Origin of the sequence: Halomonas llamarensis (assembly GCF_023555005.1) — a bacterium.
GTDB classification, from domain to species: domain Bacteria; phylum Pseudomonadota; class Gammaproteobacteria; order Pseudomonadales; family Halomonadaceae; genus Vreelandella; species Vreelandella llamarensis.
The window spans coordinates 401,935-415,997 of record NZ_JAMJPJ010000001.1 but is presented as its reverse complement, the minus strand read 5'-3'; the positions used below and the strand labels follow the sequence as shown (position 1 = coordinate 415,997).

The window sequence follows — 14,063 nt, the reverse complement described above, 5'->3', positions numbered from 1 at the left end:
GCAACGGAGGTTAGAGGCGGTGCTGTTTGAAGTTTTCCGCCTGCTCAAACACATCCCGATAGACTTCGGCATGGGTTACCGGCGGATAGCCATTTTTAGATAGCAGCATAATCAGCTCAACGCGAAGCGCCGCCTTGATATCCTGACGATTGTTCCAGTCAGGATATTTTGTCTTGTCATCAACAACCGCTTTGACGTCTGCTGCGAGCGTTAACAGCCGCGCTTCTTGATAAGCAAACTGATATCTGACAGCGACTGCCTTGAGGATGTCGTAAAACGCTTTCTCTTCAACCGTAATACCCAATTCCTCGAACGACCCCATCTCCTGTTTGAGCGTTGTCATTAGTTCCAAAAAGCTATCGACGGCTTCCTGATGAACCTCGCTAGTGAAGGCATCTTCCTCTTTTCGCTCGTTATAAAGCTCAACCAGCGAGCGAAACTTCTTCGAGAACTCAATCGCCTTATGTTGGTTGGTTTTTTTCAGCTCATTGAGGGCTTTTGCCAACAACTGTTTAAGCAATTCAATCTTGGTATTGGGGAGCTTGATCTTCTCCAGGCGAGCCAGATAATCCTCGTCGAAGATATCAATCGTATCGTTGCTTTCTTCTCCCAACGCGAAAACCGCTTCGACACCATCGGCGCGCAGCGCATCGCTGATCATTTCCCTCACCCTGGCATTCATCTGTGCAGTATCCGGCGCATCGCCCTTGGTCAACTTGTAAACGATTGAGCGCACAGCCAGATAGAAGTGAACTCGGTCGCGCTCAGCTTGGCTCAGCCTCTCACTGCCACAACAAACGTCGTAGGCTGCCTTTAGCCGCTTGACCAGCGCCATGAAGCGTTTCTCACGCTTGCCTACACTTAGTACAAACTCAGCAGCGCGGTTGAGGCAGTCAAGCTGCGCTAGGGGCTCACCTTTGAAGTAGTCGCTATCATTGAAGCCATGCATCAGCTTAGCCAGCAGATCCAGATCATTTTTCACGGCGATCAGAGAGGTCTGAATATCCTCGAAGCTGGTTTCATCAGCCTTTGAAAACTGGGCAAGCGCCTGATTCATCTGACGCTTGATACCGATGTAGTCGACCACCAAGCCCTTATTTTTATCCGCGTAGTTGCGATTAACCCGAGAGATAGTCTGGATCAGGTTATGGCGCTGAACAGGCTTGTCGATATAAAGCGTATCCAAACTCGGCACATCAAAGCCGGTTAGCCACATATCCACTACGATGGCGATCTTGAAGTTAGACTTTTCCTTTTTAAACTGCTGATCCAACGTTTTACGGTACTCCTTGCTGCCCAGCAGATCGTAAAGCGCTTTTTCATCGTCTTTGCCACGAGTCATGACAAGATTGACCCGTGCCATCGGCTTGAGCTTCTCGCGTTCCGCTGATGTTGGGTCGCTACCTTCTTCAAAAGCCTTGATCTCAAACCACTCGGGCCGTATCGCCTTGATGTCCTGGTAGAGTAGCCAGGCAATCTCACGGCTGCTAGAGACAAACATCGCCTTGCCACATACGGTCGAGCCCTCTTCCAGGCGGCGTTCGTAGTGAGCCACGAAGTCTTCGGCTAGCACCCGAATACGATCCGGATCGCCCAGAATCGAATTCATCGAGGCCATCACTTTTTTGCTTTCCTCGATCTGATGCTCATTGCTTCCCGCCTTGGCACACTCCTCGTAGTAGCTTTCGATCTCGCGCAGCCGGGCATCATCTAACGTAACCTTGGCAGCACGGCCTTCATAGACAATACGCACAGTGATGTCATCGTTAACCGACTCGCTCATGGTGTAGCTGTCGACCACCTCACCGAAAACATCCAGCGTGGCGTCGATCGGTGTGCCGGTAAAACCCACAAATGTCGCGTTGGGCAACGAACGGTGCAGATAAAAGGCGAAACCGTAAGCCTTGCGCACGCCTTTCTCGGTGATCTGCACCTTTTGATCAAGATTGACCTGGCTGCGGTGCGCTTCATCCGAGATACACACCACGTTGCTGCGTTCGGTCAGAAGCTGCGTATCTTCGGTGAACTTGTGGATCGTGGTAAGAAACACACCGCCGCTTCGCCGTCCAGCAAGCTGCTCGCGCAGGTGTGCACGGCTTTGCACTTCAACAATGGTGTTATCGCCAATATAGCCGCGCGCATTGGTGAACTGCCTTGAGAGCTGATCATCCAGATCGGTGCGGTCGGTAATCAGCACAATGGTTGGGCTTTCAAATGCCAGACTCTTCATTAAGCGCCGGGCGAGAAACTGCATAGTGAAGCTTTTGCCGCAGCCAGTGGCACCGAAGTAGGTGCCACCCTTGCCATCACCCGCCGGGCGCTGCGCGGCCATGATGCTGTGATAAAGTTTGTTGACCGCATAGAACTGCGGATAACGGCAGACAATCTTCTCATCCTGATGCGATTTATCTGGAAAGAAGATGAAATCGCGCAGCACCAGCCGCAATCGGTCTTGGTCGAACAGCCCTTTCAGCATGCTATGCAGCGAATCGATGCCGTTCGTATCGATGGGTTCAAAGCCATTCACTTTGCGCCAACTGTAGAAAAACTCGTAGGGCGCAAAGAGACTACCCATTCGTGAATTCGCGCCATCACTGATAACGCATAAGGCGTTGAAGACAAAAAGCTGCGGAATATCGCGCCGGTAACGAACGGTGAGCTGCTTGTAGGCTTCATGAAGAGAGGTCTGATGCTCTCCAATGGCGCTTTTAAACTCAAACACCACCAGCGGTAGGCCGTTGATATAAAGAATTGCATCGGGGATACGGATATTTTCCTTACCCTCAATCTTCATCTGGCTGACCAGCGCATAGCGGTTGGTATCTGCCGTGTACGTATTCGGCGCCTCGGCTACCTGTGTCAGCGGTTCAGCTTCAGGCTGGGCACCAAGGGCTTCAAGCCCCGTATCATCGAAAAGCTGAACATAAAGATCCTTCTGGGTCGGATCTTCACGCTTGAGTAAAAAGCCATCCGAAAGCCAGCGACAGAAGGTTTTATTGCTCTCATAAAGATCCCCTGGCGATAGCCCCCGAAGCCGGGCGATGATGGTGTCGATCTCGCCAGTGGTTATCCCCGCATCTCCATAGCGCGTATACAAAAAAGCGCGCAGATCGTCTTCGATCAGCACGTCATCCGGCGCGCGCTCAATGTTCGCACCCAACCGGTGGGGGTAGCCCTGCTCGCCAAGTAGGGCAATAATCGCAGCTTCCAGCTTCGCTTCGGTAAACTTCATGCAGTAACGCCGTGTTTTTTAACTCAACTTATCATGATCGGCTAATAGAATCTTGCTTTGATGGCCGTTCTCAAACTGGGTACTTATCGCTATTTGTTCCACACGCTCTTGGTCAGCTTGCCGGTCTGCTGATAGATCCCCACCTGCTCGATGAAGTGATAGAAATCGCGGTTTTCCTCAACGATACGATTGACCGACTGCCAATCCACGGCGAGCTTTTCACGCGCAGGAATGAGAATTTGGCTATCGAATAGGGACTCCGTATTGAGCAGCAGCACGCCGATACCGTGCAGCGCGCAGAGCATCTGAAGCTCCTCTTCGACATCCCCCAGCTCGGTTGCTACAAGGTAACCAAAGTGCGCCCAGCTGGAGTTGGAAACGGCCTGAAAGAAACATTGGCGCACATTGCCGGGTAAGAGCGCTTTCTTGACCTCGAACGACCATAGCCGTATCGCGCTGTCGCTGCCGTGGCGCACACAGTCACGCACGGCCTGATGCCACCCTTTATCGATCGGCTGTAGCGCGACGATATCCGGGTGCAGCCACTGGTTGCCGTTTTTGCCTTTGCTGTTCTTGGAGGTCTTCTCGTCGATGCGCTGGCACTGCAAGCCCAGTTCCTGATGGAGAAAATCGATCAGCAGCGGATAGAGCGCTTGCTCGCTAAGCGTCTCTTCAAGGCTTGGCGAAGGCGCGGCCACCGGGGCAGGCTCAGGCACCGGCGTCTCCGCCAGCGCTTCGACTGCCTCCGGTTGTGGCTCCCAGTAGTAGAGGCGCGGACGCGGCTTATCGCGGGTCGCCACATTGGCACACAGTTGCTTGGCTTTTACCGTGCGATCGCCGCCAATTTCCGCTGCCACCTGGGTAATCAGCTTCTCCTCGGTGGCGTAATTGGGGTTCTGCTGTTTCTGCGCCATTGCTTCTGGATAGCGCTCGAGAAACTTCAGAGCCAGCTCCCGTGCTGTAAATTTTTGTTCCGGGCAGGCTTTAAGTGTCTCAATGATCATCTGAGCGCGGGTAGGCTGACTCATACGGTTTCGGCCTCCAGGGCATTTTCGACGACAGCTTCGGCCTCTTGGAGCTGGAGTTCGCCGGACAAAAGTTTGGGTAGCAGAGTGTCCCGGAGTTGGGTTAGTACTTCCACTTGGTTCCGGTTTTGTGAGCGAGCCTGAGAAAATACATTAATTTTAGCTTCCAGTTGCTCAAGACATTTAAACTCGGGCATAACAATCGGCGTATCCGCCACCATCTTTCGAGACAGTTCCGTTTGTCCTGTACTCCCCTCACCTAACGCAGTCACATGCGGCTCAAGAAAAATCATTTGCTGGGCAAGAACATGCTTTGGATATACTTTTGGATCAGCGCGAACTACCGTCACATGGGAATCAACAACCGTAGGCTCTGGCAACTGCTCCACCATTGCTATACGTCCCAATGTTCCGGTACCGGTCGAATTAATCAATAAGTCTCCCAATTCCAAAAAGCGCCCATCCACCTTTTTCGCGCCAGGATCATTTCGCCTGCATAGGGAGAAATTTACCTCGTGATGCCGAATGCATTTTTGATTGACGACTCGAATCCCACCTTCTTCAATATATTTTGGAGAAATGCCTCTACGAAGCTCTGTACTTATGTCTGAAAGCCGAGTTGCTTTCCACCCTACCGGCACCCACCCCAACACTTCGTCTTCCTCAAACCGATCCGGAAACAGTCGCCGCGTCTCGGCAGGCAGGCGCGCGGGTGCTGTCTCATGGTCTGCAGCCCACATCGCTTGCCGCCGCGCGGCGCGCTCGGCCAGCGGTTCGGGGATGAGGTTGCCCGCTTCCAGCGCGTTATCGATCACCAGATCGAAATCGACAAACCAGCTTTTGAACAGGGCCTGCGCCATCTGTTCAAGGGTTTGGTTGATTTGGGTGTTGAGGGTTATCTTGCGATCTAAAACCGACAACATCTTGGCTATTCTTATTTGATCCGCAACATTTGAAGGTACTCTTACCCAAGCCTTGTGAAGATGATTCCGGTTCACTCCTGGCACTGCAGCCTTGTCGCTATACTGCAAATAATCCAACGTCTTTAAAAAATAATAAACAAACTCTGGATGATTTCCCTTGAAGTCTTTCACATACAGCGTTGTATTGAGAGGCCAGAAATCACGTTCGGAATAAAAGACTTTACCAATAGTGCCATATCGGCCAGTCACTACACCTGGCCCTTTCACCTTCGCTTCATAGTGCAAACCGCTAGGCCCGGATGATGAAATAACTTCAACACCACCTGCTATACGTCTTTTAATAGGGAGGTCGTAACCCCTTTTTAACTCTAAAAAATCGCCTAGCTGAATTTCTAACCAATCAGAGTTCATAACCCAACCCTGCCAGATTCTTTCTGATCTGCTTTTCCAGCGCTGCCGATTCAGCCAACTGCTCGCCCAGCTTGGCCGTCAGTTCGCTCATCTTGGTCTCGAACGGAATACCGTCGTCTTCAATTTCAGCGGCGCCAACGTAGCGGCCGGGCGTCAGTACGAAGTCATGGCTTTTGATCTCATCGAAGCTCGCACTTTTGCAGAAACCGGCGATATCTTCATAAGCACCGGCTTCCGGCTGGCCGCGCCAGGCGTGGAAAGTACGGGCAATGGTAGCGATATCGTCATCGGTCAGGTCTTTCTGCTTACGGCTGATCATGGTGCCCATCTGGCGGGCGTCGATAAACAGCGTTTCATCCTCGCGGTTGCGGTAGCCTTTGGCCGCGTTGGCCTTCTTGCTGTTAGTGAGAAACCACAGGCAGACCGGAATCTGAGTGGTGAAGAAGAGCTGACCGGGCATCGCGATCATGCACTCGACCAGGTCATCCTCAATGAGCTGCTGGCGAATCTTGCCCTCACCGCTGGTGTTCGAGCTCATCGAGCCATTGGCCATGACGAAACCCGCCGCCCCCTGGTGGCTCAGCTTCGAGAGCATGTGCATAATCCAGGCGTAGTTAGCGTTACCGGTGGGCGGCACGTCATAGTCAGCCCAGCGCGGGTCATCGGTCAGCTCGGCGGGCGCGCGCCACTGGCTCTGGTTAAAGGGCGGATTTGCCAGGATGAAGTCAGCCTTTAGATCGGGGTGTTGATCGCGAAAAAAGCTGTCCGCCGCCGCTTCCCCCAGATTGCCTGAAATGCCATGAATGGCGAGGTTCATCTTGGCCAGCTTGCGGGTGGTGTTGGCGTACTCCTGCCCATAGACAGAGACTTCCCGGCGATTTCCCTTATGCTCTTCAATGAACTTGAGCGACTGAACAAACATCCCGCCAGACCCACAGCAGGGGTCATAAATCTTACCCTGATAGGGTTCGAGCATCTCGACCAGCAGATTGACCACGCTCTTGGGTGTGTAGAACTCACCACCGCGCTGTCCTTCGTTGGCCGCGAACCTACCTAAAAAGTACTCGTAGACTCGCCCAACAATATCTTCTTTGCTCTTATGCTGCTCATTGGCAATGGTCTCGATATTGTCGATGGTGTCGATCAACGAGCCGAGCTTGCTGGCTGTCAGATCAAGCCGCGAGAAGTAGTTATCCGGCAAGGCACCGGCCAGTTGGGCGTTGTTCTTCTCCACCGTGCTCATGGCGGTGTCGATCACCAACGCCAGATTGTCCTGCTTGGCGTGTTTCTGGATGTGCTCCCAGCGTGCCTCTTCCGGCAGGTAGAAGACATTGTCCTTGGCGTAGAAATCCACCATATCGACGTATTCCGCGCCAAACTCTTGCACGACTTTCTTCTGCTGCTGCACGAACTTATCGCTGATGAACTTCAAAAAGATCAGGCTCAGCACCACGTGCTTGTATTCCGCCGACTCCACGCTACCGCGTAGCTTGTTGGCGCTGTCCCAAAGGGACTCTTCGAAGCCTTTGACGGCCCCTTTTTTTGCCTGCGCTTTTGCCATTCTGATAACTGCCTTGCTGAATATGGAGCCCGACACAAGTGCCGGGAAAAATGTGAGGGAGTATAGCGAATACAGACAGCCTCTCGGTAGAGCAACTCCTGAATGCCTTCTTTAGCGCTCATCTCGCTTTACGTCTGAGCAGGCAAGAGGTATGTCATTTGATATATCACTAAAATATCAAATGATAAAACACCATGAATATCCAGCTCACCTAATACCAGCCGACTAAAGCCTTGGCATCAGGTTTCTGGCACCAGATCGGCCTGCCTGCCAGAGACCGCAAGCTGCATGAGCTTCTGCATCAAGGTGTGGAGTACCGGGTTTATCCTCGGTTGGCCAAAGTGTCGGGGATTGAGCAGAAGGCGCATGCGCACTACGTGAGAGGCGAACCCCTGCACTCCCACACCCTCCTCTACCCGGTATTCGGCAAGCGCCTGGTTGATCTACGGCCCTTTGCACAGCATTTTGGGCTTAAAACAGCCAGGCCATGACTCAAAGCATCGCACCCAATCGAAAAGTATGTTATGAATGAATCTCATTACCAACTAAGCGCGAGAGGTATTTTTTATGCCGTTTAAATTTGCCGCCGCCATCCTGCTATCGTTCGCCAGCCTGCCTGCATTGGCGGCAGAGTGTGAAGTAGATGTCGCCGCTACCGATAAAATGACGTTTGATACCGATGCCATCGAGATCAGCAAAAGCTGTGAGACCTTTACGGTTAATTTGCAACATATCGGCAGTATGGGAATTTCCAGCATGGGCCATAACTGGGTGTTGACCAAAGAGAGCGATGTTAGTGGCATCACGACTGCTGGCATCGCCGCGGGCCTCGACAATGACTACCTGCCCACTGAGGATGATCGCATCATTGCGCACACGGATTTGATTGGCGGTGGAGAGAGCAGCTCAACCACGTTCGATGTCGCTGATCTGGAAGAAGGCAAAGATTACACCTTTTTCTGTAGCTTCCCAGGCCACTCCACGGCGATGCGTGGCAGCGTTACGCTGGTCGAATAATTTTAACAGTCCATAAAAAACGGGGCGCCGACTGTCATCGACGCCCCGTTTTCAGGATGGCACGTGTTGTGTATCAATCGCTTCCTGGTGTGCCTTCTTCGATCGGATTTTGCATCCGACGGCGCAGCAAGGGTCCGACGATATAGGGCAAGATCAAGCCCAGCCCCGCGAAAATCCACAGGCCAATGGCCAAACCGCTGTCCCACAGAATCATCCAATCACCATCGGAGATATCCATGGCATGGCGCAGGTTTTTCTCCATCTCGGGCCCTAACAGCAGGCCGAGTATCACCGGCACCAGCGGGATCTCCAGCTTGCGCAGTATGTAACCGCCCACCCCGAATGCCACCATGAAATAGAGATCGAAGGTGGTGTTACTGATCGAGTAGATACCCACGAAAGCGATCATGGTGACGATCGGCAACAGGTACATTGGTGGCACCGACAGCAGCTTGACGAAGATGCCCACTAACGGAATGTTGAGTACCAGCAACAAGAAGTTACCGATCAACAGTGCCGCAATCACGCCCCAAACAATGTCGGCGTTCTGGGTGAACATCAATGGCCCCGGCGTGATGTTGAGCGAAATCAACAGCGCCAACAGCACCGCCGTGGTACCGCTACCCGGCACGCCTAACGTTAACATGGGCACCAACGCACCGCTGGAGGCGCCATTGTTACCCGCCTCGGGGCCGGCCACACCACGCGGGTCACCTTGCCCAAAATAGCCTTTCTTGCCAACGACCTTCTTTTCCAGGGTGTAGCCGACGAAGCTACCCAAAGAAGCACCAGCGCCCGGCAATACCCCGGCGATGAAGCCAAGCACCCCGCCACGCAGGCTCGAGGGCAAAATCTCGCGGATGTCCTTCCAGGACAGCGTGAGCTTGTTGACCTTCATCTTCTCCTTGCCGCCACCGGCTCGATCCTCGATGAAGAACATCAGCTCGGAAATGGCAAACAGACCGACAATGGCGATAATGAAGTCCACGCCTTCGAAGAGTTCGAGCACGCCGAAGGTATAGCGCTGCACGCCGGTGTTATCGATCCCTACGGTCGCAATCATCAGGCCGATACTGGCCGCGACCACCGTTTTGACGGGATTCTTGCCGGTGATGCCACCCAAGGTGGCGAACGCCAGCAGGAAGAGCGCAAAATATTCCGCCGGGCCGAACGTCAGGGCGAATTTAGCCAGCATCGGCGCCAGCAAAATCAGGCCCACAGTGGCCACCAAACTCCCGATGAAGGAGGCGACGGCAGAGATCGCCAACGCCTCGGCCGCCTTGCCCTTCTGGGCCATGGGGTAACCGTCCAGACACGTCATCATGGCCGGTTCATCACCGGGAATATTGAGCAGGATCGACGAAATACGCCCGCCGTACATGGCACCGGCATATACCGAGGTCAGCATGATCAGGGCAGTTTCCGGCGCGAGTCCCAAACTGAACGCCAGCGGAATCAAAATAGCCACGCCGTTAGCCGGGCCTAGCCCCGGCAAGGCGCCAATCAAGGTGCCCAGAAAAGCCCCCAACAGGGCAAACATCAGGTTATGGGGCTGCAGCGCAACGCCGAAACCATCCATCAGGTAACCGAGCGTTTCCATCAGTTCACCTCCAGGAATGACAGCAGACCCAGCGGTAAGGCAAGATCCAGCGCAAAGCTAAACAGGAAGTACACCACCACCCCGGAGACGGCCCCGGTGATGTAGGCGTTGACCGGACGCGAGCCCATGCGCCAGCAAAGCGTTCCCACGGCAAGCGTGGTGCTGATAATGAAACCCAACGGCTGAAGCAACAGGGCGTAGAGAATCAATACCACCACGGCGATGATCAGCTCGATACCGGTTCGGCTCCAGGGCCAGGCGTGGTCGGGGTCAGGCCGAACGATCAGATACAGGCTGGAAATGGCCAGCACTACGGCCAGCAACTTGGGAAAAGTGTCGGGGCCGACGGCCTCGGCCCCACCAAACGGCTCCGGGAACTGAGTCGCGCCCCAGCCGTACGCGACGGCCAGGACGATCATCAAGACCCCAAAGATGCGGTCGTTGAAGGTCATTACTTAATCAGCCCGATATCTTTAGACAGCTGCTCAATGTCATCGATCTGGTTGTGAACGAAGTCTTCGAACTCACCCGCCGTCATGTGGAAAGGCATCAAGCCGTTCTGCGTCATGACATTCTTCCATTCTTCGCTCTGGTAGATGGTGTCCATGGCATCGGTCCAGTACGTCTCAGCGTCTTCGGAGATATCTGCTGGCATATAAAAACCGCGCCAGTTAGGGCCCAAGGCGTCAATGCCTTGCTCACGAGCGGTCGGGATATCAGACAGATCGCCGGGTAGACGCTCCTCGGAGAGCACCGCCAGAACGCGCAGGTCACCGGATTCCATGAACCCTTGCGCTTCGGTGATATCGCCAGTAAAGGCATCGACATGCCCACCGATCACCTGGGTTAGCGCTTCGCCGCCGTTGTTATAGGAAAGATACGCAATGCGCGGAAGGTTCTCGACGTCAGCGGCCTGAGCGGCAATCAACACTTTAAGATGATCCCAGCCGCCCTTGGCGCTACCGCCAGCGAACTTGACGCTGCGCGGATCTTCCTTGAGCGCGTCCATCAGTTCGTTGAGGTCATCGATCTCGGAATCGTCGGCCACAGCGATAATGCCGTAGTCTGCGCCTAGCGCACCGACCCAGTTGACCATATCCGCGTTAAGCCCGGGGAACTGCCCTTGAGCCAGGCGTGTGGTGGTCGCCGTGGACGCGGCTACCAGCAGATGGTCGTCACCGGCGCGCTTGCTCACGGTATGGGCAAACGCCACACCGCCGCCGGCGCCGGCCATATTAATGGTCTGCACATTGGCCGGTACCAGGTCGAGGTCCTGCATGACGTTACCCACGCTGCGGCAAGTAAAGTCCCAACCGCCGCCTGGGTCGGACGGCGCGATACACTCGACCTTGCCTTCGGGTTCGAACGCAGCGGCAGTACTGGAAAAAGTGGTTGCGGCAGCTAGCGGAAGGGCCAGCAAGGTTACGTACTTTAAGGAAGGCTTGAGCGTCATAACGTTCTCCACGTTTCAATCTGTTTTTGTAGTGATGCGCGTTGTGATGATGCGTATTGTGGTGATGCATCGTGCGTCACACTGAGAACGTTAGAAGAAGGCAGACCCTAGCGACAAGCTTGTGAACATAAAGCACAAAAAGAGCATTGTGGCCATTTTGTTCATTGTGTTCACGGCAGTGCCCTTAAGGGATTTATCAGGGATATATGAGGGTTTTTTAGTGCCTATTCCAGGCCTTCCAGCCAGCCGTAAGCATCCGTTTGCAAACGATAACGCCGCTCGGGCCTACCCACATCGCCGTAGCCCAATTCGGCTTCTACCACCTGCACCGATACCAAAAACTCTAAATAGCGGCGTGCGGTGGAACGGCTAGCCCCCATCGCACGTGCTACCTGCGTGGCGGCCAGCGGGTCAGAAGCTTGCTTGAGTGCTTCCACCACCGAGCGCAACGTCAGCCGGTCGATACCTTTGGGCAGGCTACGCCCGCTAGCCGGATTGGCTTTTGCTGGCTGCGTGCGGGCCAGCACCTGGTCGAGCTCAGCCTGATTCATTTCGGCCCGGTTAGCCAAGGCTTCACGCTCGCGGCGAAAGCGGGTCAGCATCTGCTGCATGCGGCCAGCTTCGATGGGCTTAATAAGGTAGTCAAACACCCCGCCGCGCAACGCCTCGCTGATGGTGTCCACTTCACGGGCGGCCGTTACCATGACGATGTCAACATGCACGTAATCGCGTCGCAGCGCCCAAAGCAGTTCCAGCCCCTCTACATCGGGAAGATAAGCATCCAGCAAGACCAGCTGAATGTTGGCTGCATGGCGCGCCATCTGCTCGCGAGCTTCGGCCCCATTGCGGGCAACCGCGACCGCGGCAAACCCCTCGCTTTGCTCAATGAAAGCGCGGTGGATATCGGCGATGCGAAAATCGTCTTCCACTACCAAAATACCGTACTCATTCGCCGACATCGTCGCTCCCCTCACTGGCGTCGTTATTGTGATGATATGTGAGCACACAGCGAACGATCCAGCACGGCGATAAAGCACGCCCCGCCGAGTTCGCTGTCTTCCAGCGTGACCGTGCCGCCGTGCTGTCGACTCAGCCGCGCCACCAGCGCCAAGCCAATGCCCTGGTGCTGGCCGGTTTTGGTTGAGAAACCGTCGCTGAAAATCGACTCGACGTGCTCGGGGGCCACACCGGGCCCGTTATCTTCGACCTCAATCAGCAACTGCTCGCCCAAATCGGTGAAAAACAACCGCACGCGCGGCGGGTCGTTCGGCCCATGTAACGCCGCATAGCAAGCGTTATCCAGTAAGTTGCCCACCACGCTCATCATGACCTCTTGACCCGTCGGTGTTAGCGGGCAAGAAAGCGAGCTTTGTTCATCGATCTCCAGCGTCACCCCAAGCTCGCGGGCGCGGGTCAGTTTACCCATGAGCGTGCCGCTGAGCACCGTATCGGCCACACAGCGCATTAAAAAGCTCATCTGCGCCTGAGCGCGTTCATTTTCCTGGTGAATCAGCGCCAGCGCTTCATCAACGCGCTTGAGCTGTAGCAAGCCTGAAATGGTATACAGCTTATTGGAAAACTCGTGCGCCTGGGCGCGCAGCATGTCGACATCGCGGCTGGCCTGGGTCAGCGCCTGGGAAAGATCGACAATCTCCCGGCGGCTGCGGAAAGTTGCCACCGCCCCCTCGATGTCACCTTCATGCACAATGGGCATCCGGTTGACCACTACTGGGTGATCGCCCAGCCACATCTGCTCATCAAACTCCTGCTTACCATTTTTAAGCACATCTAACAGCCGCGAATTGGGCACCACCTCGCGGATCGGCTGGCCCAGCAACACATGATCATCGTCCAGGTTGAGAAAGCGCCGCGCCTGCTGATTGACCAGGGTTATCTGACCTTCGCGGTTAACCGCCAGAATGCCCTCATGAATCGATTGCAAAATGGCCTCTTTCTCCATCGCCAGGCGGGCGATTTCGTAGGGTTCCAGGCCGAGAATGACCTTCTTGAGATGCTGCGACAGCCAGTAAGCACCGGCAAAACCAAGACAGATCATCAGCGCGACCAACCCCCAGCCCAGGCTGTTGTAACGCGCGATATCCATCTCGACGCGGTCCAGCATAAACCCAACCGAGACAATGCCAATGATATCGCCCGCCTCATCGCGCACCGGCGTTTTGCCGCGTATCGCCGTGCCTAACGTACCGGTCGCCTCGGACACATACGATTTGCCTTCTTGAAGCGCCCGCGCGTTGTCCCCGCCGACCATGGTAAGCCCTATACGCTCGGCGACGGGATGGGAATAGCGCACGTCCAACGTATTGCCCACTACCACGTAACGCGCACCGGTTTCGCGGCGCACGCGCTCAGCAAGCGGCTGAATAACGCTGGCGGGGTTATCGTCGTCAAAGGCGTCAATCAGCTCGGGCATCGCGGCCACCGTCTTGGCCACCGCCAAGGCCCGCTCGCCCATCTGTAAGCTGATAATCTCGGCTTTACGGTAATTTAGGTAAGTGCCCTGAGCCAATAGCATGCCCGCCAACAGCAGCCCCACCAGCAGCATAACCTGGAGGCGAAAGCTGCGCTTGTACCAGCGGCGCTTGGCACGGGTACGGCGCCAGCGCTGTAATTCGGATAGCGTACGGGGGCGGGGTGCGGTCATGACGGCCTCGCTGGCAAGTGAAGCCATCATTATGGCATTAACGCTTGGTAACGAAAGACCCCCTTTCCGACACAACGGGGCACCACGAATAGACGCGGCGTATCGATGCGTGCACCAACATAGCGACGTTCGACCTTTAGCTACCAAAGTGGTAATCTAACGCCCGTTTTTTGCGCCAT

The 14,063-nt window shown here is 54.9% G+C and carries 11 protein-coding genes; 2 read left to right on the top strand and 9 right to left on the bottom strand.

Annotated features, from left to right (window positions below; all coding sequences use genetic code 11):
* Nucleotides 1–10: 10 nt before the first annotated feature.
* From M8006_RS01880 to M8006_RS01865, 4 genes are all read right to left on the bottom strand, one after another.
* Nucleotides 11–3,232, bottom strand: coding sequence for a type I restriction endonuclease subunit R (locus M8006_RS01880; RefSeq protein ID WP_250079459.1), 3,222 nt, complete (start codon nt 3,230–3,232; stop codon nt 11–13).
* An 89-nt stretch (nt 3,233–3,321) separates the two neighbouring features.
* A complete protein-coding gene (locus tag M8006_RS01875) occupies nt 3,322–4,260 on the bottom strand; it encodes a COG2958 family protein (protein WP_250079457.1) in 939 nt (312 codons plus the stop codon).
* Nucleotides 4,257–5,591 carry a restriction endonuclease subunit S gene (locus tag M8006_RS01870; protein WP_250079455.1) on the bottom strand — a complete coding sequence of 445 codons (1,335 nt, stop codon included), beginning with the start codon at nt 5,589–5,591 and terminating at the stop codon, nt 4,257–4,259. Before M8006_RS01870 ends, M8006_RS01875 begins: the two co-directional genes overlap by 4 nt.
* A complete protein-coding gene (locus M8006_RS01865) occupies nt 5,581–7,152 on the bottom strand; it encodes a type I restriction-modification system subunit M (RefSeq protein WP_250079453.1) in 1,572 nt (523 codons plus the stop codon). The genes M8006_RS01870 and M8006_RS01865 overlap by 11 nt, the downstream gene beginning before the upstream one ends.
* Before the next feature lie 233 nt (nt 7,153–7,385).
* On the opposite strand from M8006_RS01865, the gene M8006_RS01860 reads away from it, so the two are divergent.
* Together M8006_RS01860 and azu are read left to right on the top strand one after the other, a co-directional pair.
* Nucleotides 7,386–7,643, top strand: coding sequence for a hypothetical protein (locus M8006_RS01860; protein ID WP_250079451.1), 258 nt, complete (start codon nt 7,386–7,388; stop codon nt 7,641–7,643).
* Between the two features lie 76 nt (nt 7,644–7,719).
* Nucleotides 7,720–8,169, top strand: a complete 450-nt coding sequence (azu, locus tag M8006_RS01855) for an azurin (RefSeq protein ID WP_250079449.1) — start codon at nt 7,720–7,722, stop codon at nt 8,167–8,169.
* A gap of 73 nt (nt 8,170–8,242) precedes the next feature.
* On the opposite strand, the gene M8006_RS01850 is transcribed toward azu, so the two are convergent.
* The 5 genes from M8006_RS01850 to M8006_RS01830 all read right to left on the bottom strand — a co-directional run bounded on the left by M8006_RS01850 (nt 8,243) and on the right by M8006_RS01830 (nt 13,884).
* On the bottom strand, nt 8,243–9,769 hold the full coding sequence (locus M8006_RS01850) for a tripartite tricarboxylate transporter permease (protein ID WP_250079448.1): 1,527 nt from the start codon (nt 9,767–9,769) through the stop codon (nt 8,243–8,245).
* Nucleotides 9,769–10,221 carry a tripartite tricarboxylate transporter TctB family protein gene (locus tag M8006_RS01845; protein ID WP_250079445.1) on the bottom strand — a complete coding sequence of 151 codons (453 nt, stop codon included), beginning with the start codon at nt 10,219–10,221 and terminating at the stop codon, nt 9,769–9,771. Before M8006_RS01845 ends, M8006_RS01850 begins: the two co-directional genes overlap by 1 nt.
* Complete coding sequence (locus M8006_RS01840) at nt 10,221–11,222, bottom strand: Bug family tripartite tricarboxylate transporter substrate binding protein (protein WP_250079444.1); 1,002 nt, start codon at nt 11,220–11,222, stop codon at nt 10,221–10,223. The genes M8006_RS01845 and M8006_RS01840 overlap by 1 nt, the downstream gene beginning before the upstream one ends.
* A 224-nt stretch (nt 11,223–11,446) precedes the next feature.
* Nucleotides 11,447–12,181 (bottom strand): response regulator, encoded by a 735-nt coding sequence (locus tag M8006_RS01835; RefSeq protein ID WP_250079442.1) that lies wholly within the window; start codon nt 12,179–12,181, stop codon nt 11,447–11,449.
* Between the two features lie 23 nt (nt 12,182–12,204).
* The gene (locus M8006_RS01830) at nt 12,205–13,884 is read right to left on the bottom strand and encodes an ATP-binding protein (RefSeq protein WP_250079440.1); all 1,680 of its coding nucleotides are present in this window, start codon (nt 13,882–13,884) and stop codon (nt 12,205–12,207) included.
* Between the last annotated feature and the right edge of the window lie 179 nt (nt 13,885–14,063).

Excerpts from the sequence above, each read along its gene's own strand:
- M8006_RS01880 (WP_250079459.1), bottom strand. The coding sequence starts at position 3,232 with ATGAAGTTTACCGAAGCGAAGCTGGAAGCTGCGATTATTGCCCTACTT.
- M8006_RS01875 (WP_250079457.1), bottom strand. The coding sequence starts at position 4,260 with ATGAGTCAGCCTACCCGCGCTCAGATGATCATTGAGACACTTAAAGCC.
- M8006_RS01870 (WP_250079455.1), bottom strand. The coding sequence starts at position 5,591 with ATGAACTCTGATTGGTTAGAAATTCAGCTAGGCGATTTTTTAGAGTTA.
- M8006_RS01865 (WP_250079453.1), bottom strand. The coding sequence starts at position 7,152 with ATGGCAAAAGCGCAGGCAAAAAAAGGGGCCGTCAAAGGCTTCGAAGAG.
- azu (WP_250079449.1), top strand. The coding sequence starts at position 7,720 with ATGCCGTTTAAATTTGCCGCCGCCATCCTGCTATCGTTCGCCAGCCTG.
- M8006_RS01850 (WP_250079448.1), bottom strand. The coding sequence starts at position 9,769 with ATGGAAACGCTCGGTTACCTGATGGATGGTTTCGGCGTTGCGCTGCAG.
- M8006_RS01845 (WP_250079445.1), bottom strand. The coding sequence starts at position 10,221 with ATGACCTTCAACGACCGCATCTTTGGGGTCTTGATGATCGTCCTGGCC.
- M8006_RS01840 (WP_250079444.1), bottom strand. The coding sequence starts at position 11,222 with ATGACGCTCAAGCCTTCCTTAAAGTACGTAACCTTGCTGGCCCTTCCG.
- M8006_RS01835 (WP_250079442.1), bottom strand. The coding sequence starts at position 12,181 with ATGTCGGCGAATGAGTACGGTATTTTGGTAGTGGAAGACGATTTTCGC.
- M8006_RS01830 (WP_250079440.1), bottom strand. The coding sequence starts at position 13,884 with ATGACCGCACCCCGCCCCCGTACGCTATCCGAATTACAGCGCTGGCGC.